At 70.9% G+C, this 22,426-nt stretch carries 22 protein-coding genes; 7 read left to right on the top strand and 15 right to left on the bottom strand.

The window, feature by feature from the left end; translation table 11 throughout:
* Window positions 1-105: 105 nt before the first annotated feature.
* The 3 genes from IEY17_RS20000 to IEY17_RS19990 all read left to right on the top strand — a co-directional run bounded on the left by IEY17_RS20000 (window position 106) and on the right by IEY17_RS19990 (window position 4,714).
* Complete coding sequence (locus IEY17_RS20000; protein WP_188990041.1) at window positions 106-888, top strand: HpcH/HpaI aldolase family protein; 783 nt, start codon at window positions 106-108, stop codon at window positions 886-888.
* Window positions 889-993: 105 nt separating this feature from the next.
* The gene (recD2, locus tag IEY17_RS19995; protein WP_188990039.1) at window positions 994-3,228 is read left to right on the top strand and encodes an SF1B family DNA helicase RecD2; all 2,235 of its coding nucleotides are present in this window, start codon (window positions 994-996) and stop codon (window positions 3,226-3,228) included.
* A 127-nt stretch (window positions 3,229-3,355) separates the two neighbouring features.
* Window positions 3,356-4,714, top strand: a complete 1,359-nt coding sequence (locus IEY17_RS19990; RefSeq protein ID WP_188990037.1) for an ATP-grasp domain-containing protein — start codon at window positions 3,356-3,358, stop codon at window positions 4,712-4,714.
* Between the two features lie 47 nt (window positions 4,715-4,761).
* Here IEY17_RS19990 and IEY17_RS19985 read toward each other — a convergent pair whose 3' ends face one another.
* The 7 genes from IEY17_RS19985 to IEY17_RS19955 form a co-directional block, all read right to left on the bottom strand.
* The gene (locus tag IEY17_RS19985) at window positions 4,762-5,712 is read right to left on the bottom strand and encodes a manganese catalase family protein (RefSeq protein ID WP_188990035.1); all 951 of its coding nucleotides are present in this window, start codon (window positions 5,710-5,712) and stop codon (window positions 4,762-4,764) included.
* 284 nt (window positions 5,713-5,996) lie between these two features.
* Window positions 5,997-8,387, bottom strand: coding sequence for an ATP-binding cassette domain-containing protein (locus IEY17_RS19980; RefSeq protein WP_188990033.1), 2,391 nt, complete (start codon window positions 8,385-8,387; stop codon window positions 5,997-5,999).
* A 35-nt stretch (window positions 8,388-8,422) separates the two neighbouring features.
* Entirely contained in the window at window positions 8,423-8,833 is a 411-nt protein-coding gene (locus IEY17_RS19975) for a VOC family protein (RefSeq protein WP_188990030.1), read from the bottom strand.
* A gap of 10 nt (window positions 8,834-8,843) precedes the next feature.
* Entirely contained in the window at window positions 8,844-9,287 is a 444-nt protein-coding gene (locus IEY17_RS19970) for a helix-turn-helix transcriptional regulator (RefSeq protein ID WP_188990028.1), read from the bottom strand.
* Between the two features lie 65 nt (window positions 9,288-9,352).
* Window positions 9,353-9,781, bottom strand: coding sequence for a DUF2267 domain-containing protein (locus IEY17_RS19965; protein WP_188990026.1), 429 nt, complete (start codon window positions 9,779-9,781; stop codon window positions 9,353-9,355).
* Between the two features lie 166 nt (window positions 9,782-9,947).
* Entirely contained in the window at window positions 9,948-10,655 is a 708-nt protein-coding gene (locus tag IEY17_RS19960; RefSeq protein ID WP_188990024.1) for a B3/B4 domain-containing protein, read from the bottom strand.
* 110 nt (window positions 10,656-10,765) lie between these two features.
* The gene (locus tag IEY17_RS19955; protein WP_188990159.1) at window positions 10,766-11,602 is read right to left on the bottom strand and encodes an EamA family transporter; all 837 of its coding nucleotides are present in this window, start codon (window positions 11,600-11,602) and stop codon (window positions 10,766-10,768) included.
* A 118-nt stretch (window positions 11,603-11,720) separates the two neighbouring features.
* Between IEY17_RS19955 and IEY17_RS19950 the strand changes: the two genes are divergently transcribed.
* On the top strand, window positions 11,721-12,296 hold the full coding sequence (locus tag IEY17_RS19950) for a helix-turn-helix domain-containing protein (RefSeq protein ID WP_188990022.1): 576 nt from the start codon (window positions 11,721-11,723) through the stop codon (window positions 12,294-12,296).
* Between the two features lie 207 nt (window positions 12,297-12,503).
* Window positions 12,504-12,674: a hypothetical protein gene (locus IEY17_RS19945; RefSeq protein ID WP_188990020.1), complete on the top strand. Its 171-nt coding sequence runs from the start codon at window positions 12,504-12,506 to the stop codon at window positions 12,672-12,674.
* A 163-nt stretch (window positions 12,675-12,837) separates the two neighbouring features.
* Here IEY17_RS19945 and ribB read toward each other — a convergent pair whose 3' ends face one another.
* The 8 genes from ribB to IEY17_RS19905 are packed head-to-tail and all read right to left on the bottom strand — an operon-like array spanning window position 12,838 to window position 19,801.
* Window positions 12,838-13,962 (bottom strand): 3,4-dihydroxy-2-butanone-4-phosphate synthase, encoded by a 1,125-nt coding sequence (ribB, locus tag IEY17_RS19940; protein ID WP_188990018.1) that lies wholly within the window; start codon window positions 13,960-13,962, stop codon window positions 12,838-12,840.
* Complete coding sequence (locus IEY17_RS19935) at window positions 13,959-14,486, bottom strand: flavin reductase family protein (RefSeq protein WP_188990016.1); 528 nt, start codon at window positions 14,484-14,486, stop codon at window positions 13,959-13,961. The genes ribB and IEY17_RS19935 overlap by 4 nt, the downstream gene beginning before the upstream one ends.
* Before the next feature lie 11 nt (window positions 14,487-14,497).
* On the bottom strand, window positions 14,498-16,027 hold the full coding sequence (locus IEY17_RS19930) for an aldehyde dehydrogenase (protein WP_188990014.1): 1,530 nt from the start codon (window positions 16,025-16,027) through the stop codon (window positions 14,498-14,500).
* Window positions 16,024-16,800, bottom strand: a complete 777-nt coding sequence (locus IEY17_RS19925; protein WP_229680339.1) for an alpha/beta fold hydrolase — start codon at window positions 16,798-16,800, stop codon at window positions 16,024-16,026. Before IEY17_RS19925 ends, IEY17_RS19930 begins: the two co-directional genes overlap by 4 nt.
* Window positions 16,797-17,354: an amino acid synthesis family protein gene (locus IEY17_RS19920; protein ID WP_188990011.1), complete on the bottom strand. Its 558-nt coding sequence runs from the start codon at window positions 17,352-17,354 to the stop codon at window positions 16,797-16,799. The genes IEY17_RS19925 and IEY17_RS19920 overlap by 4 nt, the downstream gene beginning before the upstream one ends.
* The gene (locus IEY17_RS19915) at window positions 17,351-17,968 is read right to left on the bottom strand and encodes an amino acid synthesis family protein (protein WP_188990009.1); all 618 of its coding nucleotides are present in this window, start codon (window positions 17,966-17,968) and stop codon (window positions 17,351-17,353) included. The genes IEY17_RS19920 and IEY17_RS19915 overlap by 4 nt, the downstream gene beginning before the upstream one ends.
* On the bottom strand, window positions 17,965-19,098 hold the full coding sequence (locus tag IEY17_RS19910) for an LLM class flavin-dependent oxidoreductase (RefSeq protein WP_188990007.1): 1,134 nt from the start codon (window positions 19,096-19,098) through the stop codon (window positions 17,965-17,967). Before IEY17_RS19910 ends, IEY17_RS19915 begins: the two co-directional genes overlap by 4 nt.
* Window position 19,099: 1 nt before the next feature.
* Window positions 19,100-19,801, bottom strand: a complete 702-nt coding sequence (locus IEY17_RS19905) for a GntR family transcriptional regulator (protein ID WP_188990005.1) — start codon at window positions 19,799-19,801, stop codon at window positions 19,100-19,102.
* 236 nt (window positions 19,802-20,037) lie between these two features.
* On the opposite strand from IEY17_RS19905, the gene IEY17_RS19900 reads away from it, so the two are divergent.
* On the top strand, window positions 20,038-21,675 hold the full coding sequence (locus IEY17_RS19900) for a BCCT family transporter (protein WP_188990003.1): 1,638 nt from the start codon (window positions 20,038-20,040) through the stop codon (window positions 21,673-21,675).
* Between the two features lie 288 nt (window positions 21,676-21,963).
* Window positions 21,964-22,371 (top strand): RidA family protein, encoded by a 408-nt coding sequence (locus tag IEY17_RS19895; protein WP_188990001.1) that lies wholly within the window; start codon window positions 21,964-21,966, stop codon window positions 22,369-22,371.
* Window positions 22,372-22,426 lie beyond the last annotated feature (55 nt).

Genomic DNA, 22,426 nt, shown 5'->3' with positions numbered 1-22,426 from the left:
ACATCGCGCAAAACATCTTGCACGAAACGCGCGACGCGTGCCACTGTGACTGCCACCACCCACCGAACGGTCGACCACCACCCATGCCCGCAGGAGGACAAGAACATGAGCGCCGCTGACGCCTTTGCCGCGCGACTGCGCGCCCGCGAACCGATGATCGGCTACTGGTCCGTGCTCGACGCGCCGGCCGCGACCGAGCGGATCGCCCGCCTCGGCTACGACTACGTGTGCCTGGACGGCCAGCACGGCCTGCTGGGCTACTCGGGGCTGCTGGCCTCGCTGACCGCCATCGACGCCGGCGGGTCCAGCGTGGGCCTGGTACGGGTGGAGACCAACGACCCCGCCGCGATCGGGCGGGCGCTGGACGCCGGGGCGCACGGGGTCATCGTGCCGCTGGTCGACACCCCGGAGCAGGCCGCCGCAGCGGTGGCCGCGGTCCGGTACCCGCCGGTCGGCAGGCGGTCCTACGGTCCGACGCGCTCCGGTCTGCGGATCGGGCCCAAGCCCGCCGAGGCCGATGCGGCGACCGTGGTGCTGGTGATGATCGAGACGCCCGACGGGCTGGCCAACGTTGAGGAGATCTGCGCGACGCCCGGCCTCGACGGGGTCTACGTCGGACCGTCGGACTTGTGCCTGGCGGTGGGCGGGCGGTTCCCGAACGACCCGGCGGTGGCCGGCGAGTTCGACGCCGCGCTGGAGAGAATTCGTCAGGCCGCCGCGGCGGCGGGAGTGGCCGTGGGCATCCACACCCCGGCTGGCGCGGTGGCGGCGACGCGCCTCGCCGAGGGGTTCACCTTCGCGTCGGTCTCCTCCGACCTGCTCCACCTGGAGCAGGCCGCGCGGGACCACCTCGACGCGGCGCGGCGGGCACCGGAGTCGGACCGGTAACCGCGGCACCGCTGTGTCCGAAGTGGACGCTGTCGGGCACGTCGCCGCGCTGCAGCGCCCTTGGCATGTGCCGCGGGCCGCCGGGGTCGTGGTAGCTATTGCGGGGTGGGAACGAGCGGAAACCGGTCGCGGGGCGGAGCTGTCCTCGAAGGAACACTGGAACGGATCACCTTCGCCAACGAGGAGACCGGATACACGGTGGCGAGGGTCGACGCCGGCCGCGGCGACCTGGTGACCGTGGTCGGCGCGCTGCTCGGCGCGCAGCCCGGTGAAACGCTGCGCATGCGGGGGCGCTGGGGTGCGCACCCGCAGTACGGACGCCAGTTCCACGTCGACGACTACCGCACCGTGCTGCCCGCGACCGTGCAGGGGATTCGGCGGTACCTGGGTTCGGGGCTGATCAAGGGCATCGGCCCGAAGCTGGCGGAGAAGATCGTCGACCACTTCGGGACCGACGCGCTGGAGGTCATCGAGCGGACTCCCGAGCGGCTGATCGAGGTGCCCAAGCTCGGCCCGAAGCGCACCAAGCTGATCGCCGACGCCTGGGAGGAGCAGAAGGCGATCAAGGAGGTGATGCTGTTCCTGCAGAGCGTCGGGGTCTCCACGTCACTCGCGGTGAAGATCTACAAGCAGTACACCGACGATGCGATCCGGGTGGTCCGCGAAGAGCCGTACCAGCTGGCCACCGACGTGTGGGGCATCGGGTTCAAGACCGCCGACTCCATCGCGCAGGCGGTGGGCATTCCGCATGACTCGCCACAGCGGGTGAAGGCGGGACTGCAGTTCGTGCTGTCGGAAGCCACCGGCGACGGGCACTGCTACCTGCCCGAGGCGGAGCTCGTCGCCGATGCCACCCGGATGCTCACAGTGGACTCGCGCCTTGTCGTCGACTGCCTCGCGGAGCTGCTGGCCGACGGCGGCGTGGTCCGGGAAGAGCTCGAGGACGGCCGCGGTGATCCGGTTCCGGCGGTCTACCTGGTGCCGTTCCACCGCGCCGAAGTGGCCCTGTCCAACCAGCTGCTGCGGTTGTTGCACGCCGGCAACGACCGGTTGGCGGCGTTCGCATCCGTGGACTGGGACAAAGCCTTCGCATGGCTGCGGGAGAGCACCGGCGCGGAACTCGCCCCCGCGCAGCGCGCCGCAGTCCGGCTGGCGCTGACCGAGAAGGTCGCGGTGCTGACCGGCGGCCCGGGGTGCGGCAAGAGCTTCACGGTGCGCTCCATCGTCACCTTGGCCCGGGCGAAGCGGGCGAAGGTCGTGCTGGCCGCGCCGACCGGGCGCGCGGCCAAGCGGCTGACCGAACTCACCGGTCACGAGGCCGCAACCGTGCACCGGCTGCTGCAGCTGCAACCCGGCGGAGACGCTGCCTTCGACCGGGACAACCCGCTGGACGCCGATCTGGTGGTCGTCGACGAGGCGTCCATGCTGGACCTGCTGCTGGCCAACAAACTCGTCAAGGCGGTGGCCGAGGGCGCGCACCTGCTGTTCGTGGGCGATGTCGACCAGCTGCCGTCGGTCGGCGCCGGCGAGGTGCTGCGCGACCTGCTGGCCGAGGACACCCCCATCCCGCACGTGCGGCTGGACCAGGTGTTCCGGCAGGCCGCCGAGTCGGGTGTGGTCAGCAACGCCCACCGCATCAACGCCGGGCACTATCCCCTGACCCGCGGTCTGTCCGACTTCTTCCTGTTCTCCGTCGACGACGCCGACGAAACCGCCGAGCTCCTGGTGGATGTGGTGTGCCGCCGCATCCCACGCAAGTTCGGCCTCGACCCACGCACTGACGTGCAGGTGCTGGCACCGATGCACCGCGGCCCGGCCGGGGCGGGCGCGCTCAACCAGCTGCTGCAGCAGAACCTGACACCGGCACGCGAGAACACACCGGAACGCCGGTTCGGCGGCCGGGTGTTCCGCGTTGGGGACAAGGTCACCCAGATCCGGAACAACTACACCAAGGGCGCCAACGGCGTGTTCAACGGCACGCAGGGCGTCGTCACAGCGCTTGACGTCGAAGGCCAGATTCTGACGGTCCGCACCGACGAGGACGAAGACGTCGAGTACGACTTCGCCGAACTCGACGAACTGGTGCACTCCTACGCCCTGACGATCCACCGCTCCCAGGGCAGCGAGTACCCCTGCGTGGTCATCCCGCTGACCACCAGCGCCTGGATGATGCTGCAACGCAACCTGCTCTACACCGCGATCACCCGCGCCAGAAAGCTCGTGGTGCTCGTGGGGTCGAAGAAGGCTCTCGGTCAGGCGGTCCGCACCGTCGGATCCGGGCGCCGTCACACCGCGCTGGCCACCCGGCTGCGGCGGCCCACGACCACCGCACCGTGGTGATCGCGCCGCACGCCAGACGCCGGGCACCTTGCCCGGGACGGTTCGGGTGGGCCCGCGGCCGGGTAACCGTTCGGTGACCAACGGTTCGGCCTGGTCAGCAGCTCAGCGCTGGGAAGGATTGTCGAACATGCGGAAGAACGTGTTCGTGCTGGGGCTCGACGACCACAACCGGCGGCTTTTGCTGGGACTACCGGACGTACACCAGTACCGGTTCCACCCCGTGCTGGGCATCCACGAACTCCAGCTACGGGAGAACATTCCGGTGATGCGGCTGCTCGACGAGGCGCAACGCGTCATCCAGTCCTCCGGCTGGCCGGCCGATGCGATCGTCGGCTACTGGGACTTCCCGGTCACCTCGATGGTTCCCATCCTGTGCCGGCGGATGGGGCTGACGAACCACGCGCCGCTGGCGGCCGTCGTCAAGTGCGAACACAAGTACTGGTGCCGGCTCGAACAGCGCAAGGTCATCGACGAGTGGCCGCGCTTCGGTCTGGTCGACCCGGAACGCGACACCGCACCCCCGGCCGGGGTGCGCTTTCCGCTGTGGCTCAAGCCGGTGAAGTCGTTCTCCGGGATGCTCGCCTACCGCTGCGGTGACCAGGCCGAGTTCAGCGCGGCGCTGGAGGCCGTTCGCCGCCGGATCCACCGGGTCGGCGACGCGTTCGAGGCGGTGCTCAGCCACGTCGACCTGCCCCCGGAAGTCGCCGGTATCGGCGGGCAGATGTGCATCGTCGAGGAAGCGCTGCGCGGCCGGCAGGTGACCGTGGAGGGCTACTGCTACCGCGGTCAACCGGACGTCTACGGGATCGTGGACTCCGTAACCTCCGGCGACACGCCGAGCTTCCTCCGCTACCAGTACCCCTCGACGCTGCCGGGCGCGGTCGGCGACCGCATGATTTCGGCAGCCGAGCGGGTGGTCCGCCACCTCGGCCTGGTGAACTCCGCCTTCAACGTCGAGTTCTTCTGGGACCACGACACCGACGAGATCGGCCTGCTGGAGGTCAACCCCCGGCACTCCCAGTCGCACGCGGCGCTGTTCCAGCACGTCGACGGCGTCACCAACCACCACTGCATGCTGCAGCTCGCGTTCGGACGCCGCCCGCGGATGCCGCATCGCCGCGGCCGCTACCAGGTCGCGGCCAAGTGGTTCCTGCGCCACTTCACCGACGGCGTCGTGGTGCGCCACCCGACCCCCGAGGAGACCGCGGCGGTGCAACGAGCTGTTCCGGGCACGAGCATCGATCTCATCGCGCACGAGCACGACCGGCTCTCGGAGCTCTACGACCAGGACAGTTACAGCTACAACCTCGCCAACATCTACATCGGCGCAGCCGACGAAGCCGAACTCATCGACAAGTTCCAGCGCTGCGCGGCATCGCTGCACTACGAGATCGACGAAACGCCGATCCCCGAGCAACGCCGGACGCCGGTCCGCGACGCGCACCGGCTCACCGCCTCGCCCGCTCGTGGCGAGTCCGTTCCCTGACGACTCACCACGGCGGCGGGCGATCGGCGCACGAGCTGCCGGGAACTCTAGGCTCGGCTGTAGCGGATGGGCTCGTCGGCCTCGGCGGCCTCCATCTCCGCTGTGGCCTGGATGAGTTCGAGCAGTGCCGGGTCCAGGCCCGGGCTGAACTCCTCGGGGCGCTCGGGGGCGATGTCCATGGGGAAACCTTCGGGTGCCTGCGCGGTACGGAGCACCTGACCGTCCTGCCCGGGTGCCGTGCCGCGGAACACCTTCCCGGCTTGGGACAGGTGGTCGAGGCTGAAGGTGTACTGCTTGGTGTGCAGTCCCTTCTCCAGCAGCGTGGCCACCTCGGGGAAGCGCTCGGCGTTGGTCTTGGGAATCGGCAGGGTCTTGCCCCAGTTCACCCCGAGGGTCTCCAGCGCCTTGGCGTAGGCGTTCTCGTGCGCCTGGTCGCGCACGATCAGGTAGGCCACCGTCGAACGCAGCGTCTTGTTCGCACTCATCTCGTAGATGCGGCACTTCTGCAACCGACCGGTCGACTCCAGCATCAGGTTGTACAGCAGGTCCAGCACGAGGTTGCCGCTGTTGTACACGTACGAACCCGACCACGGATTGCCCACCGCGTCCACCGGCAGCGCGCCCTGCGCGCCGACGAGGAAGTGGTGCACGTTGCCCTGCGACAACGCGTTCGACAGCGGAGTCATGCCGCGCGCGCCGGGCTGGTCCAGCGGGTCGTCCTTGGCACCGTTGTAGCGGGGCGAGCCATCGGTGAGTCGGGCGATGGTGGTGGCGATCAGCTCCACGTGGCTGATCTCCTCCGTACCGATGCCGTAGAGCAGGTCCCGGTACGGCCGGGCGTCCGCACCGCGGAAGTTGAAGCTCTGGAACAGGTACTGCATCATCGTGCGCATTTCACCGAACTGGCCCCCCAGCCCTTCCTGGAGGACGTTGGCTGCGGCGGGATCGGGCTCGTCGGGCACGATCTCGTTGATCAGTCGCTGGACGTGGAAGAACATGGCACCTCCCGTGCGGCCCGCAGGGGCCGGTTTCCTCACCGCCGACGCTGCCCCCACCGGGGCTCGGCGATGTCGGTGTCGGGGCGGTCAGCGGTGCGGACACCGCCCCGTCGACTCGGCGAAAACCACCGTAAGGTCGGCGTTCCCGCCCGGCACGGCACGCGCCCGGAGAACCTCCCTTGGAGGGAAGATCCTCCTGGCCAGCCCGGTACGCCCGCGCGTCCCGGCAGGCACGGGGGCAGTAGAGCGGGAGCGGGTCTCCCCGGTGTCCGTGAGGGCGCCGGTCAGGCGTCGACGTAGGCCGCGAGGTGCTCGCCGGTGAGGGTGGAGCGGGTGGCGACGAGGTCGGCGGGGGTGCCCTCGAACACGATGCGGCCGCCGTCGTGGCCGGCGCCGGGGCCGAGGTCGATGATCCAGTCGGCGTGCGCCATGACCGCCAGGTGATGCTCGATGACGATGACCGACTTGCCGGCGTCCACGAGCCGGTCGAGCAGGCCGAGCAGCTGCTCGACGTCGGCGAGGTGCAGGCCGCTGGTCGGCTCGTCGAGGATGTAGACGCCGCCCTCCTCGGCCATGCGGGTGGCCAGCTTGAGCCGCTGCCGCTCGCCGCCGGACAGCGTGGTGAGCGGCTGGCCGAGGGTGAGGTAGCCGAGCCCGACGTCGGCCATCCGCCGCAGGATCTTGTGCGCCGCCGGCGTCCGCGCCTCGCCCGCGCCGAAGAACGCCTCGGCCTCGGTCACCGACATCGCGAGCACCTCGCTGATGTCTTTTCCGCCGAGTCGGTGGTGCAGCACCGAGTCCTGGAACCGTCTCCCCTCGCACTCCTCGCAGGTGGTGGCGACACCGGCCATCATCGCCAGGTCGGTGTAGATGACGCCGGCGCCGTTGCAGCCCGGGCAGGCGCCCTCGGAGTTGCTGCTGAACAGCGCCGGCTTCACACCGTTGGCCTTCGCGAACGCCTTGCGGATCGGGTCGAGCAGCCCGGTGTAGGTCGCCGGGTTGCTCCGCCGTGAGCCCCTGATCGCCGTCTGGTCGACCGTCACCACGCCGTCCCGGCCCGACACCGAGCCGTGAATCAGGGAGCTCTTCCCCGACCCGGCCACGCCCGTGACCACCACCAGCACGCCGAGCGGGATGTCGACGTCGACGTCCCGCAGGTTGTGGGTGCTGGCGCCGCGCACCGCCAGCGTCCCCCAGGGCGTGCGCACCGACGGCTTGAGGCAGGCGCGGTCGTCCAGGTGCCGCCCGGTGAGTGTGCCGCTGGCCCGCAGCCCCTCGACGGTGCCCTCGAACACCACCTGGCCGCCCTCGGTGCCGGCGCCCGGGCCGAGGTCGACGACGTGGTCGGCGATCGCGATCGCCTCCGGCTTGTGCTCCACGACCAGCACGGTGTTGCCCTTGTCCCGCAGCTTGCGCAGCAGGTTGTTCATTCGCTGGACGTCGTGCGGGTGCAGCCCGATCGTCGGCTCGTCGAAGACGTAGGTGACGTCGGTGAGCGACGACCCGAGGTGGCGGATCATCTTGGTGCGCTGCGCCTCACCGCCGGAGAGCGTGCCCGCCGGGCGGTCGAGGCTGAGGTAGCCCAGCCCGATCTCGACGAACGAGTCGAGGGTGTGCCGCAACGCGGTCAGCAGCGGCGCGACGGACGGTTCGTCCAGCCCCCGCACCCACTCGGCCAGGTCGCTGATCTGCATCGCGCAGGCGTCGGCGATGCTGATCCCCTTGATCTTCGACGACCGGGCCGCCTCGTTGAGCCGGGTGCCGCCGCATTCGGGGCAGGAGGTGAAGGTGATCGCCCGGTCCACGAACGCCCGGACGTGCGGCTGCATCGCCTCGCGGTCCTTGGACAGCATCGACTTCTGCAGCTTCGGGATCAGGCCCTCGTACGTCAGGTTGATGCCGTCGACCTTGATCTTGGTCGGCTCCTTGTAGAGCAGGTCGTGCAGCTCGGTCTCGGTGAACTCCCGAATCGGCTTGTCCGGGTCGAAGAAGCCGCAGCCGCCGTAGATGCGGCCGTACCAGCCGTCCGCGCTGTAACCGGGAATCCGGAACGGACCCTCGTTGATCGACTTGCTGTCGTCGTACAGCTGGGTCAGGTCGAAGTCGGAGACCGAGCCGCGGCCTTCGCAGCGCGGGCACATGCCGCCGGTGATGCGGAAGCTGCGGCGCTCCTTCACGGTCCGGCCGCCGCGCTCCATGGTGACCGCGCCCGCCCCGCTGATCGAGGCGACGTTGAAGGAGAACGCCTGCGGCGAGCCGATGTGCGGCCTGCCAAGCCGGCTGAAGAGGATGCGCAGCATCGCGTTGGCGTCGGTGGCGGTGCCGACCGTGGAGCGGGGGTCGCCCCCCATCCGCTCCTGGTCGACGATGATCGCGGTCGTCAGGCCTTCGAGCACGTCGACCTCGGGCCGCGCCAGCGCCGGCATGAAGCCCTGCACGAACGCGCTGTAGGTCTCGTTGATCAACCGCTGCGACTCCGCGGCGATCGTGTCGAACACCAGCGAGGTCTTGCCCGAGCCGGACACACCGGTGAACACCGTCAGCCGCCGCTTCGGGATCTCGACGCTGAGGTCCTTCAGGTTGTTCTCGCGCGCGCCGTGCACGCGGATCACGTCGTGGCTGTCGGCGGCGTGTGGCGCGGGTGACTGCGCGTCCGTGCTCGTGGCCATGCTCATCATGTCTCCCTCGTACGCGGGCCGGGGCCGGATCGTCAGCGCAGCTCGTTGATGCGGATCAGGTTGCCCGCGGGATCGCGGACGGCGCAGTCGCGTCGCCCGTACGGCTGCTCGGTCGGCTCCTGGACGATCTCGGCGTCGCGGGCCTGCAGCCGCTCGAAGGTGCCGTCGAGGTCCCTGGTGGCCAGGTTGATCATGCCGTAGGTGCCTTTGGCCATCATCCCCGCGATGGTGCGGCGCTCGTCGTCGGTGAGGCCGGGGGTGGCGGCCGGTGGGTACAGCACGATGGACGTGCCGGGTTGGCCGGCCGGGCCGACCGTGATCCAGTGCATCCCGGCGTACTCGACGTCGTTGCGGACCTCGAAACCGAGGGCGTCGCGGTAGAACGCCAGGGCGGTGTCGGGGTCGTCGTGCGGGAGAAATGTCTCGTGGATGGTGATGTCCATGGCGGTCACGCTAGCCGCGGGTCGCGACCGGTGCTTCTCGATTCCTGATCGGTCTGGTCACCTGCTTCGCGACGCACGACGGCATTCCCGCCGTCGCGCGCGCCGCGTGGCGCCGGTACGCGCTGGGCGGCATGCCGACCAGTTCGGTGAAGCGGGTGCTGAAGGTGCCCAGCGACGAGCAGCCGACCGCGAAGCAGACCTCGGTGACGCTGAGATCACCACGGCGCAGCAACGCCATCGCGCGCTCGATGCGGCGCGTCATTAGGTAGCTGTACGGCGACTCGCCGTAGGCGAGCCGGAACTGGCGGCTGAGGTGCCCGGCCGACATGTTGACGCCGCGGGCCAACGCCTCGACGTCCAGCGGCTGGGCGTACTCGCGGTCGATCCGGTCGCGGACGCGGCGCAGCCGCGCGAGGTCGCGCAGGCGCTGCGCTGCGGCGGAGTTGCTGCTCACCCGCGCGATCCTGCCACATCGGATTCGGGGCGTCAGCGGGACTTTCTCGGCGCGACGGCGACCGGTTACGCCTGTGCTCGCAGCAGCGCCCGCATGTCCTTCGGCAGTTGGTCGAGGACCTTGCCAAGGTGCCCGGGCGACACGTGGCTCTGGACGACAGCTGTCACCGTCGGCGCCACCCGGTGCACGTCCTGCAGGGAGATGTTGGCGTCCCGGGCGAAGCGGGACGCATACTCGGCGGCGTCGTAGCGCTGCGGTACCGCGCTGGGGTCCCACCCCTCGTAGTAGATGCCCCGCAGCAGTTCGGGAAGCTGCGCGGCGAAATGCGCGGTGGCCTCGACCGTGAGCCGGTCGCGCAGGGTGTGCAACCAGGCGCGCAGCACCCGGTGGACGAACTGCCGGTCGTCGGTGCCGAACTCCTTGGCCACGTCGTGCAACCACGCGTTGGCGGTGTGCAGTGCGTGGTCGAAGACCGAGGCTTTCGTCGCTGTCATGATCAGCCCTCCTGGGACGTCGCTCCGCTTCCGGCGGGACCTCCGCCCTGCTGGCGTACCCGCTGGCGGCTCAGGCAATGTGAGTCGCGCGCACAACGCCGACACCACGCGAACCGCCGACCTCGGCCGGACTCGGCGTACGAGGGCGGTTCAGCTGCCGCCGTGCTCAGGTCGTGGTCTGGGGTTGTGCCGGGCTGAGGTAGTGCACGGCGACCTGTTCGGTGTGCGGGGCGAGCAGGCTCCGCAGTTCGTTCGCCGCGTCCTCGAGCAGGTGGCCGTCGCGGTCGGCGTGGAGGGTTTCGAGGACGAAGGCGACGCGTGCGGAGTCCTCGGTGACGCGGGTGCGGTGGGCGTCGCGGTGGTTCCAGTGACGCGTCAGCACGCCTGCGGTGTCGGCGTAGATGATCTCGCCGGGTTTGGGGTTCTCGACGGTGTCGGGTTCGCCGAGCGGGGTGAAGGACTCGGTGCCCTCGGCGTGGCGGATGACGACGTCGCCGGTGACGTGGTCCAGATCGAAGGCGCCGGCGGGCAGGCCGTGGCGGACGGAGACGGCGTTGTAGGTGTCGACGGCCGGGTTGATGCGCGGCAGGGTTCCCCTCTTGGCGAGGCGGCGGCCGAGCGCGTCGACGCTGGGCCGGACGCGGCGGGGGTTGGTGCCGAAGGAGCGGTAGGCGGTGTGCCACGCCTGGATGCGGGGGTCGGTCTCGTCGGCGGGGTGCCAGGTGCCGTCAGCGAGCTGCTGCTCCAGTTCGGCCAGGGCGGCGGCGGTGCGGGGCCAGGGTTCGCGGCCGCGCAGACCGGTGGCGGTGACCACGGCGATGCGGGTGCCGGGAAAGGCGTCCGCGACGGCGGGGGCGAGGCGGAAGGCGGTCATGGGAGGGCTCCGTTCGTGCGGGGAAAATCAGGACTTCCAGCAACCGATGCGGTCCAGGCGGCGGCGCTGCTGGCGTATTCCCTTCGGTTCGGTGCGGGATTGCAAGCCCCTCAGGTCAGGGCGAGGAGGCTGACGGCGACGGCGGCGGTGCCCAGGCCGACGAGCTGGCCTTGCTGGATCCGTTCGGCGAGCACACCGCGGGCGAGCAGGACCGTGCCGGCCGGGTAGAGGGCGACGATCACGGCGACGACAGCGAGGTCCCCGCTGCGGGCGGCGAGCAGGAACAGCAGGTTGGCCACCGAGTCCAGCGCCCCCGCGGCGGCCGAGATCGCGTACGCGGGCCGCTCGGGCCCCAGCTTGCGGCGCATCACCCCCGCCGCGGCCAGGGTGACGGTCGAGGACACCGCCCGGCCCACGATCAGCGGAGCCACCCCGCTGTCCGACGGCGCCTGGTGCAGGAACACCAGCTGAAGGGCGATCGCGGTGCCCGCGCCGAACGCCAGCAGCAGCGCAGCACGCGAGGGGCGCGCCGAGCCCGCGCCGTGCCCGGCGCTGACCAGCACCACCGCCACCAACGCGAGCGGCAGACCCACCAGTCCGGCGGCGGTCAGACGCTCGCCCTGCAGCATGCCCACACCGACCGGCAGTGCGGCGGACACCAGGGCGGTCACGGGCGACAGCACGTTCATCGGACCGAGCGCCAGGGTGCGGTAGAGCAGGGCGAACGCGGCGGCCGAGGCAGCCCCCGATGCGGCACCCCAGCCGAGGGCCGCAGCGCTGAACGAGGCGCCGAGCACCGGCCACAGCAGCAGCTCGACAACGAGACTGGCCGGGGCGGCGATCGTCACGGTGCGCAGCACGTGTGCTCTGCGGGCGCCGAGACCGCCGAGGAAATCGGCGCATCCGTACGCGAGCGAACTGCCGATGGCCAGCACCAGAGCGAGCACAACACCTCCCTTGCCGCTCACTGGATCGACCGAACCATACAACAGAAAGACCGGGTTTCGTCAACTGGATTGACCGAGCGGTACAATCAAATGGTCAACCCGCGAGGATGGTGATCAGATGGCCGAGACAGCCGCAGCGCTGTGGACGGTCGCGCACAACGTCCGGGCGGCCCGCATCCGCGCGGGTCTGTCCCTGGAGGAACTCAGCCGACGCGCCCAGGTCAGCAAGGGTGCCCTGGTGGGGCTGGAGAAGGCCCAGGGCAACCCCAACCTGGCCACCCTGGTCCGCCTGGCCGACACCCTGGGCATGTCGGTGTCCGCCCTGATGCAGGGACCATCCGAAGGCCGTGTCCGGGTCGTGGCCGCCGACTCCGTCGCACCACTGTGGACCGGCGAACGGGGTGGCGAGGCCCGGCTCATGCTGACGACCTCCGGCCCGGCCCCCGTCGAGGTCTGGCGCTGGCGGCTGGAACCGGACGAGGAATACCCCAGCCACCCCCACCAGGCCGGAGTCGTGGAAACCGTCAGCGTCACCGCCGGCCGGATGACCCTGGTCGTCGACGGTACCGAGCACACCGTCGAAGCCGGGCAGACCGCCACGTTCGACGCCGACGCGCCGCACACCTACCGCGGCTCGGGTATCGGGACCTGCCACCTGATCATGACGGTCCACCTGCCGCCCGGTCCCGCCTAGGCAGGCGCTTGTTGTTCGGCGTCTCGACGCCTCGAGCAGACCTCGCCCACTGCTACGCGGCCGCGCCAGCGGAGCGCGGTGGCCAGCGTGTCCGGGCAGTGCGACGGGCCTTGCGACCAGGCGTCGACGAGGTGTAACGAACAGCCCGGGTCCGTTGATCACTTCGGTGAATTCCCGTCAACGACCCTCACCGGAGGAGTAGTCAGGGTGCCTTCGCATGTCCTGATCCACACGACGAACAACACCGATGTCGTCAAGCGCGGCACCACCCCGCACCTGGAGTGGCTGCGCGAGCGTTGGCCCGACCTGACCGCATCCCTGGCCGAGCTCCTGCGCGCCGACGGCCGCCCGGTGCCCCCGGCCTGGAAGTCCGCGTGACGACGCAGCCGCACCGCGCCCCGCACCCGCAACCGCAGGTGCGGGGCGCACCACTTCGCGGGCAGTGCCCGCAGTTCTCGCCCGCACGCGTGCCCACGCCGGCCACGGTGGGCCGCCATCGTCCGCCCCGGCGGGCGTCTCGGGAGCGTCGTGCGGTCGGTGGTCAGGCGACGACGTGGATACCGCCGGTCGCGAGCGCGGACGCCTCGACGCTTCCGCTCGCCCGGAGCCGGACCTCGACGAGCCCGAGGTCGACGAGGATGGCCGCGGCCGCAGCCGCGTGCGATTCGCAGCGGGTGTTTCCGACGCAGCCGAGCGGAATCGGCGCCGCGACCGAGCCCGGGCGCAGGTAGACCACTGCCCCGCCGGTGCCTGCCACGGCGGCCAGCGACGCCTCCAGTTCCCGGCGGCAGTCGCACGCCCGGCTGCCGAACACGCCACCGACCGTGCACTCGACGTGCACCGCGACCAGCGGCCGCCCAGTCGATGACGGGCCCAGCAGCGCGACGTGCTCCGCACCGGTGACCTCGTCACGGAACCCGATGGCGTCGAACCCACCGTGCGCGGTCGGCAACGCCGCCCGGGCCCCACGGGTGACCCGCCCGCGCAGCCCGTCGCCGAAGAACAGCCGGTACCGGATCAGGTCGGCGACGTCCAGCAGCGGAAGGTCGTAACGCCGGCCCAGCTCGGCGACCTCGGCACGGCACGCCGTGGCACCCGCGCCGGGCTCGTCCGGCCCGGTGACCAGCTCGGCGATCACCCCGACCGGGGGCAGGCCGGCCAGCCGGCACAGGTCGACGGCGGCCTCGGTGTGCCCCGCGCGCTCGACGACACCACCGGGGCGGGCCCGCAACGGCAGCACGTGCCCGGGGCGGCGCAGGTCGTCGGCCACGGACCGCGGGTCGGCCAGCACCCTGGCGGTGCGCGCCCGGTCGGCGGCGCTGATCCCGGTCCCGATGCCCTCCGCCGCGTCCACCGAGACGGTGTAGGCGGTGCCGTGTGGGTCGGCGTTGTGCCGCACCATCGGCGGCAGGTCCAGCTCGTCGGCGCGATCACCTTCCAGCGGCGCGCAGAGCAGGCCGGAAGTGTGCCGGACCGTCCACGCCACCCACGTGGGATCGGCGAGCGCCGCCGGGAGGACGACGTCGCCCTCGTCCTCCCGGCCGGCGTCGTCGACCACCAGCACCGGCCGTCCGGCACGCAACGCCGCCAGAGCCGGGCCGACCCGGGCCGTCGGATCGGCGTGCGGAACCGCTGGGGCGAGCTGCGGGTCCAGCTGGGCGGTCACGACGCCCGTTCCAACCCGGCCAGCGTGTGGAAGGTGCTCGCGTGGAACACCAGCGGCCCCAGGTGCGGGTGCGTGCACTGGCGCTGCACCCGGAACAGCACGAATTCGTGGTCACCGGCCGGAACGGTGCGCTCCACCGAGCAGTCCAGCCACGCCGTCGCGCCGTGCAACAGCAGGGCGCCCTCGGCAGTGGTGTGCCAGTCGAGACCGGCGAACCGGTCGCCGGTCTTGGAGGCGAGTTGGCGGCAGGCCCGGTCCTGGGCGGCGCCGAGGACCGAGAGTCCCACCCGGGGGCGCTCGCGCAGCAGCGGCCACGTGGTCGAGGTGTACTGCACGCAGAGCCCGACCAGCGGCGGGTCCAGCGACACACCGACGAACGAGCTGGCGGCGATCCCGATCGGCTCGCCGTTCTCCCCGAGCGCGCACACCGCGGTCACCCCGCTGGGGAAACGACCGAACGCTTCCCGCAGTCCCGCGGTGTCCACGGTGCCGTCTGCGGCGGTGGTGGGATGCAGCGTTGTCATGGTGCCTCCGCTCAGGACCTCAGGACGAACGGGTCGCCGGTGGGCTCGTCACTGGTGTTGATCCAGACGCTCTTGAGCCGGGTGTACTCGCGGACCACCTCGGTGCCGTGCTCGACGCCGAGCCCGGAGCTCTTGAACCCCGACCGTGGCGACATGGGCGACATCGCGCGGTACATGTTCACCCAGACCGTGCCCGCGTCGAGCGCGGCCGCCGCGCGGTGCGCACGCGCCAGGTCCCTGGTCCAGACGCCGGCGGCCAGGCCGTAGTTGGTGTCGTTGGCGATCCGCAGGGCCTCGTCATCGTCGTCGAACGGGATGATCGCCACGACCGGGCCGAAGATCTCCTCCCGGCACATGCGGGCGTCGTTCGTCAGGCCGGTGAACACGGTCGGCTCGTGGAACCAGCCGCCGAGCCCGACATCCGGGCGGCCACCGCCGTAGGCGACGGTGCCGCCGTCCGCCCGGCCGGCCGCCACGTACTCCTCGACCTTGGCCAGCTGGGCCGGCATGGCCAGCGGCCCGAGCTCGGTGTCGGCGGCCATCGGGTCGCCGATCCGGATCGTGGCGGCCCGGGCGACCACCCGCTCGACCAGCTCGTCGTAGATCGAGCGGTGGGCGAGCACCCGGCTGCCCGCGATGCAGGTCTGGCCGGCGGCCGCGAAGATCCCGGCGACCACGCCGTTGGCCGCGGCGGCGACATCGGCGTCGGCGAAGACCAGCTGCGGCGACTTGCCGCCCAGCTCCAGCCCGGCCCGGACCAGTCGCCGACCGGCCCGCTCGGCGATCCACGCCCCGGTCGCGGTGCTGCCGGTGAACGACAGCTTGGCCACCCCGGGGTGGTCGACCAGCGGGGCTCCGGCCTCGGTGCCCAGCCCGGTGACGACGTTGACCACCCCGGGCGGGAAACCCGCCTCCTCAAACAGCGGCGCCAGGGCGAGCATCGAGGCGCTGGTGTACTCCGAGGGCTTGACGACCGCGGTGTTGCCGCAGGCCAGCAAGGGAGCCAGCTTGGCGGCGGTGAGGGTCAGCGGCGAGTTCCACGGCGTGATCGCCCCGACCACGCCGACCGGCTCGCGCAGCGTGTAGTTGAGGACGTCGACGCTGCTGGCCGGGATCGTCTCACCGTGGATCTTGTCGGCCAGCCCGGCGTAGTAGAAGAAGTACTCCGGCAACCCGGCCAGCTGCGCGGTCATCTCCCGCAGCAGCTTGCCGTTGTCGGTCGTCTCGATGCGGGCCAGCTCCTCGGCGCGCTCGCCGATCAGCTCACCGACCCGGCGCAACAACGCGCCCCGGCGGGTCTGCGAAAGCCGCCGCCAGCTCGGCGACTGAAACGCCCGGGTCGCCGCGGTCACCGCTCGCTCGACGTCCGCCGCGCTGCCGCGGGCGGCCTCGTACCACGGGCGTCCGGTGGTCGGGTTGTCGCTGGTGAAGTAGCGGCCCTCCGCGGGGGGCACCGGCTCGCCGCCGATGTGGTGTTCCCAGCGGGGCAGGCGTTCGGCGTCCACAGTGGTGGAAGGGCCGGTTCGGGCTGCGGTGCTCATGGAACCATCGCTCCTGGAAGATCGAGTGGGAGGCCGCGGATCTGGGCCAGGACCGCGGCGACGACCGCGTCCGGACGCTCCAGCGGCAGCAGGTGGCGGGCCCCCGGGACGGTGGCCCACCTTCCGCGTGGGACGCGATCGGCGACCGCCGCCGCCATCCGCGGGGTGGATCCGGGATCGTCCTCGCCGGTGATGGCGAGCACCGGCGGGACCATGCGGGGCAGTTCCGGCCAGAGCTCGGCATCGGCCGCCGTGAACACGGTGTAGCAGGCGAGGTACGACGTAGGCCGATTGGCCCGCAGGACGTCGTGGATCGCGGCGGCGAGGTCGGGTTCGGCGTTCCTCCAGCGCGGCGAGAACCACCGGTCCACCGCCGCGTCGAACGCGCCCGCCAGGTCGCGGTGCGCTGCCTCGAGCCGGGCCGCGACCGCTCGTCGCTCGGTTTCCGACCGGTTGGCCACGCCGCTGACCAGTGTCAGCGACGCGACCCGCGCGGGGTGGTCGAGGGCCACCCGGCTCGCCACCAGGGCACCGAGCGAGAAGCCCACCAGGTGTACCGGGGTGTCCGCTTCCGCGATGAGTCCCGCCACCGGGGCGGCCAGGTCGGCCAGTGCCGTGCCCGGCGCCGCGTCGGGCGCCGTCCCGTGACCGAGCAGGTCCGGTGCGTGGACGCGGTGGCCCGCGGCCACGAGCTCCGGTGCGACGCGGTGCCACATCGTGTGGTCGAGGCCGACACCGTGCAGCAGGACCACGTCAGCCGCCGAGGTGTTCACTGCTCGCTCGCCAGCGGTGCCAGCCGGGCGTGCGGACGGCCTTGGGCGGCGGCGGCGAGACCGATGATGATCTCGTCCGCCCGCGGGGCGTCCGGCACCCGGGCCTCGACGGTTTGGTGGTGCGACCGGATCGTGGCATCGGTGACGTGCTTGAGCGGGATGTCGAACACGGTGCCGGCCGGGGCCCGCTTCTCCACGGCCGGCAGCAGCGTGGTCGCGGCGGCGGCGTGACGGAAGTGGTCGCCGAACTTCAGCGTGTGGATGAGCCCGGAGCCGTGCTCGATCTCGCCGTCGAGACCGACGATCGCGGCCTTGCCGTAGGCTTCGACCGGCGCGCCCAGCGCGCTGACCACCCGGGCGCTGAGCAGCTTGCCCAGCTCCGGCGCGACCGCGTCGATCGTCGGTCCGAGGTCCTGGACGAAACCTTGTCCCGCCCACGGGTTTTCGATGACGGCCAGCACGACGGCGACGCGCGCCGCGGGCTGGACGGGGCGCCCACCTTCACTGTGGATCTCGTCGATCGTGGTGTGGATGCTGCGAATGGTGACGCTCACGGAACGAGCTCCTGTTCGGATCGGGTTCGGTTCAGGACGTGGTCGGCGAGCGCGGTGTCGGTGCGCCGGTCCCCGATGCGGGCGTTCGGGCGGGGTCCGTCGGAGGCCGCCGCGATCACCGCGATCTCACCGGGACGCGGAGCGTCCGGCACCCGGACCGGCACGGTCTGGTAGTGCGAGCGGGTCGACGCGCGGGTCTTGTGCCAGATCGGCACCGACAACGTCGTGCCCGCGGCGGCACGCTGGTCCGAGAACACGATGATCGACTCGCCGTCGGTTCGGTGGCGCAGCACATCGCCGAAGTACGGGGTGTGGATCAGCGCGCCCGCGTGCTCGATCTCGCCGTCCAAGCCCACGATGGCGGCCTTGCCGAATGCCTCGACGTGCTCGGCGCCGCCGAACACGTCGAGCAGCCGGTCCGACAGCGCGTGCGCGATCTCCGGGGCCAGCGCGGCGACCTCGGCGGACAGGTCGTCCTGGATTCCGCGGCCCAGCCACGGGTTGGCCACCACCGCGACGGCGGCCGCGCGACGCACCGGGGTCCGCACCGGTTCGCCGACCTCGCGCAGCGTCTCCTCGACGACGGTGACGATCCGGCGGATGCCGGCGCTCACGACGCCGCCCCGGAGAACTGCGGCATGACCTTCTCGGCGAAGAGCTCGAAGCTGCGCATGGCCTTGCGGTGCTCCAGGCCCGGGTGGGTGGTCCACAGCATCAGGTCCTGCAGGTTCAGCTCCTGCTGCAGTTCGTGCACCTTCTCGGCGACGTAATCCGGGGTGCCGACGAGGAGGTTGCGCTCGGCGAGGAAGTCGAAGTCAAGCTCGCGACCGGTGATGTCCTCGCCGACCTCGCGCAGGTTGTTCAGCCCCCGCCAGTGGCAGATCCAGCGGTAGGAGGTCAGCAGCGCCTCCTCGAAGTCGGCCCGGGCCTGCTCCATGGTGTCGGCCACGTAGACGTCGCGGACCAGCGACAGGCCGGTGCCCAGCTCCTGCTCGACACCGGTGGCCTCGGCCAGGGTGTCGCGGTAGAGCGCGAACCTGCCCTTGAGCTCGGAGATCGGCGGCATCCAGAAGATGCCCTTCCTCCCGGCGCGGGCGGCGCCCTGGATCGACCGCGGGGTGTCGATGACCTGCGACAGCGGGGGGTGTGGGCGCTGGAAGGGACGCGGCACGACCTGCAGCGCCGAGATCGTGCCGTCCTCGCCGACGAACTCCGGCGACGGCGGGGACAGCGGGTGGTTCCACGTGACGCCCGGGGCGGGGTACTGGTAGAAGCGGCCGTGGTGGGTGAAGAACTCCCCGCTCCACGCCTTGCGCAGGATCTCGACGGTCTCCTCGAACAGGGCCCGGTTCTGCTCCTGGTCGCGGGGGTCGGCGACCGGGTTGAGGTTCATTGCCTCGCGACCGTAGAGCCCGCGGCCGATGCCGACCTCGACGCGGCCGCCGGAGAGCTGGTCGAGCAGTGCGATGTCCTCGGCGAGGCGCAACGGGTTCCAGAAGGTCACGATGTTCGCGGCCTGCCCGATCCGGATCCGCGAGGTCCGGGCGGCGATGTCGGCGCACATGAGGACCGGGTTCGGCACCAGTTCGTAGCCTTCGTGGCCGAAGTGGTGCTCGGTGTACCAGATGGAGTGGAAGCCGGCGGTGTCGGCGAAGGTCGCGATCTCGCGGATCTCGTCGAGCACGCTGGCGACGTCGTCGAGCCGGCCTGGTGCGCCGACGTTGTGGAAGATCGAGAACCGCATGTCAGAGCTCCTTCCGAAGGGGTCGACCGCCGGTGAGCGGGTCGTCGGCGGTCAGGGTCGCCCGCTCGCTGGAGCGGACGTGGTCACGCATGGCGAACTCGGCGCCGAAACCGTCCTTCTCGCGGATCAGTTCCAGCACGTGCCGGTGCTCGGCGAGCGAGGCGCCGAGCCGTCCCGGGCGGGTCAGCGACGCCGAGACCAGCCGGTGGTAGGCGAGCTGGTTCATCAGGGTCCGGTAGTGCGACTGCAGCTGGGTGTTGTCCGCGCCGCGCACGATCAGTTCGTGGAACTCGTGGACCAGGGTCGCGTAGCCCTCGGCGTCGCCGCGGGCCACGGCGTGGCCGGAACGCTCGATATTCTCCTCGAGTTCGTCCAGGACCGGGACCGCGCCGCGGGCTGCGAGCAGCCGCGCGGCCATGCCCTCGAGCATCTCCTTGAGCTCGAACAGCTCCACGATCTCGCGTCGGCTCGGGGATCGGACGAACGTGCCGACCCGCGGCCGGATTTCGACCAGACCCTCGATCTGCAGCTGTTTGAGCGCTTCCCGGACCGGAGTCCGGGACACGTCGTACTCGGCGGCCAGGGCCTGTTCCGACAGCGGTTGGCCCGGCAGGTGGCGACCTTCGATGATGCCGCGCCGGACCCCGGCGACGACCCGTTCCTGGGCGCCACGCCGGGCGACCCGCACCCCGTCTTCTTGCATGCAACAGAAGCTAGATGACCGCTTCTGCGAACGTCAATAGATCCATCCCGCCCGTACAACAGGACCGATAAAGCCCTGATCAATTAGCTGAACACCGCCCACGAGGTCGCCACGGGGGCGGTGAAATTCGGTATTGACCGCCGACTTCTTGCATGCAACAGTGCCTGAATCACACCGGCTGCCCCTGCGGGCAGGACGCACTGCACCGTTCGTCGAACCAGCTCACGGAGACAACGATGTCCGATTCCCCCACCGCACCGCCGGATCGCCGGCGTCCCGGCCCCGCCCTGTACACCTCACTGGCCCTGACCCTCGCGATCGTGGTGTGGGGTGCCGCCGCCGGGGACTCGCTGTCCCAGGCGGGTTCCGCGGCCCTCGACGCGATCACCCGCGGGTTCGGCTGGGCATACCTGCTGGTGTCGTTCGGATTCCTGGTGTTCCTCGTCTTCCTGGCGTGCAGCCGGTACGGCCGGCTGCGCCTGGGCCGCGCCGACGAGCGACCGAGGTTCCCACGGCTCACCTGGTACGCGATGATCCTGTCGGCCGTGATGGGCATCGGGCTGATCTCCTACGGTGTCGCCGAGCCGATCTCCCACCTCGCCAACCCGCCGCACGGGCTGGCCGCACCGATGACTCCGGGTGCGGCGATCACCGCGATGCAGTTCTCGTTCTTCGACTGGGGTCTGCACGCCTGGGGCATCTTCGCGGTGGTCGGGCTCGCGATGGCCTGGTCGATGTTCCGCCGCGGCCGCCCCGGCCTGGTCAGCGCGCTGTTCCGGCCCCTGCTCGGCGCGCGCACCGGCGGGCCGGTCGGCGGGGCCATCGACGTGTTCGCGATCGTCGCGACGCTGTTCGGTACCACGACCTCGCTCGGGCTCGGCGCGATGCAGATCAACGGGGGGTTCACCGCGCTGTTCGGCATCCCCACCTCCCGACCGGTGCAGTTCGTGATCATCGGGGTCATCACCCTGTTGTTCACCGCGTCCGCGCTGACCGGCGTCGCTCGCGGCATCCGCTACCTGTCGGAGACCAGCATGGGCCTGGGTGCGCTGCTGTTCGTCTTCGTCCTCGTCGTCGGCCCCACCACCTACCTGGCCGACCTCTACGTGCAGTCGGTCGGCCGCTACCTCGGCGAGCTGGTGTCGACGAGCCTGATCACCCCGGCCGACGGCGACCTGGACTTCATGCAGACCTGGACCTACTTCATGCTCGCCTGGTGGCTGTCCTGGGCCGCCTTCGTGGGCGTGTTCCTCGCGCGGATCTCACGCGGGCGCACGGTGCGGGAGTTCATCGTGGGCGTCCTGCTCGTGCCGAGCGTGGTCTTCTCGGTCTGGTTCACCGTCTTCGGCGGCACCGCGATCCACAGCGACCTGGCCGGCACCACCCGCATCGCGGTGGCGGCCGCCGCCGACGCGAACGCGGCGTTCTTCGCCACGCTGCAGTCGCTGCCGCTGCCGACGATCACCTCGGTGGTGACGATCGTGCTCGTCGTGCTGTTCTTCGTCTCGGGTGCCGACGCCAACACCTTCGTGCTCGGGATGCTGACCAGCCACGGCACCGAGCAGCCACCCCGGTGGATCCTGGCGCTGTGGGGCGCGGTGACCGGCGCCGCGGCGATGGCCCTGCTGGCCGCCGGTGGCCTGGATGCGCTGCAGCAGATGGTGATCGTCAGCTCGGCACCGTTCCTGCTCGTCGTCGTCGGGGTCGCGGTGTCGCTCTGGAAGGATCTGGCCGCCGAACCGGTGCTGAGCACCTTCGCCACGGACCGAACCGGCGGGATTGCCGGACCGGCGCGGAACGGCTCCCCCGGCGACGTCACCGAGGATACCGACGCCGGTGCTCCCACACCGGTTCCGGCCGAACCAAGGCCCTGACGAGCCTGGGCGGTCAGCGCCGAAGCCGGGGAGCGGCCGGTGGCGCCGAGGATCCTGTCGAGCAGCCCCGGCCGCTCCCCGCATGCTGCCGCCGCAGACGAATGTCCTTTGTAGATTGAGTGACACGCTTCGTACTCATCTTGGAAAGCGTTTCCCGGAATGCCGCTGACACCTGAACGTTTCCACCGTCTCCAGCACCAGTATCATCTGCCAGCACGGACCACCCGCGTGCCACGGAACGCCCTGACCACCCCACAATTATCCATTGTGGATGAACAAGGAGAACCGATGATCCGGCGCTGGAACCCGGAGACCCTGGCGGCCCCGATCGGGTTGTACAGCCATCTGAGCCACGTGCCCGCCGACCACGAGCTCGTGGTCGTCTCCGGGCAGGTCGGCGTCCTGCCGGACGGCAGCCTGGCGGGCGAGGACGCGGAGTCGCAGACCCGGGCCGTGTTCGCCAACATCGAGCGGGCGTTCCGGGCCGCGGGAGCGGGACCGGACCAGCTGGTGAAGGTGTTCAGCATGGTCGCGGGCGCCGAGAACCTGGCGGGCTTCCGCGCCGGCGTGCGGGAGGCGTTCACCCGCTGGTTCCCCGGCGGCGACTGGCCCGCCCAGTCACTGATCGTGGTGTCCGCGCTGGCCAGGCCGGAGATTCTGGTGGAGGTCGAGGTCATGATCGCGGTGCCGCGCTGACGGTCCACCTGGCGCCGGTGTGGTTCCCGGACGTTGTTCCTGTCGCTGCGCGACC

It is taken from the genome of Saccharopolyspora thermophila (genome assembly GCF_014646075.1).
GTDB classification, from domain to species: domain Bacteria; phylum Actinomycetota; class Actinomycetes; order Mycobacteriales; family Pseudonocardiaceae; genus Saccharopolyspora; species Saccharopolyspora thermophila.
The sequence above is the reverse complement of the archived record's forward strand: the minus strand, read 5'-3'. Positions and strand labels throughout refer to the sequence as shown.

Excerpts from the sequence above, each read along its gene's own strand:
- IEY17_RS19930 (WP_188990014.1), bottom strand. The coding sequence starts at position 16,027 with ATGAGCACCGCAGCCCGAACCGGCCCTTCCACCACTGTGGACGCCGAA.
- IEY17_RS20000 (WP_188990041.1), top strand. The coding sequence starts at position 106 with ATGAGCGCCGCTGACGCCTTTGCCGCGCGACTGCGCGCCCGCGAACCG.
- IEY17_RS19905 (WP_188990005.1), bottom strand. The coding sequence starts at position 19,801 with ATGCAAGAAGACGGGGTGCGGGTCGCCCGGCGTGGCGCCCAGGAACGG.
- IEY17_RS19910 (WP_188990007.1), bottom strand. The coding sequence starts at position 19,098 with ATGCGGTTCTCGATCTTCCACAACGTCGGCGCACCAGGCCGGCTCGAC.
- IEY17_RS19965 (WP_188990026.1), bottom strand. The coding sequence starts at position 9,781 with ATGACAGCGACGAAAGCCTCGGTCTTCGACCACGCACTGCACACCGCC.
- IEY17_RS19990 (WP_188990037.1), top strand. The coding sequence starts at position 3,356 with ATGCGGAAGAACGTGTTCGTGCTGGGGCTCGACGACCACAACCGGCGG.
- IEY17_RS19950 (WP_188990022.1), top strand. The coding sequence starts at position 11,721 with ATGGCCGAGACAGCCGCAGCGCTGTGGACGGTCGCGCACAACGTCCGG.
- IEY17_RS19900 (WP_188990003.1), top strand. The coding sequence starts at position 20,038 with ATGTCCGATTCCCCCACCGCACCGCCGGATCGCCGGCGTCCCGGCCCC.
- IEY17_RS19975 (WP_188990030.1), bottom strand. The coding sequence starts at position 8,833 with ATGGACATCACCATCCACGAGACATTTCTCCCGCACGACGACCCCGAC.
- IEY17_RS19960 (WP_188990024.1), bottom strand. The coding sequence starts at position 10,655 with ATGACCGCCTTCCGCCTCGCCCCCGCCGTCGCGGACGCCTTTCCCGGC.
- IEY17_RS19980 (WP_188990033.1), bottom strand. The coding sequence starts at position 8,387 with ATGAGCATGGCCACGAGCACGGACGCGCAGTCACCCGCGCCACACGCC.
- IEY17_RS19895 (WP_188990001.1), top strand. The coding sequence starts at position 21,964 with ATGATCCGGCGCTGGAACCCGGAGACCCTGGCGGCCCCGATCGGGTTG.
- IEY17_RS19935 (WP_188990016.1), bottom strand. The coding sequence starts at position 14,486 with ATGACAACGCTGCATCCCACCACCGCCGCAGACGGCACCGTGGACACC.
- IEY17_RS19985 (WP_188990035.1), bottom strand. The coding sequence starts at position 5,712 with ATGTTCTTCCACGTCCAGCGACTGATCAACGAGATCGTGCCCGACGAG.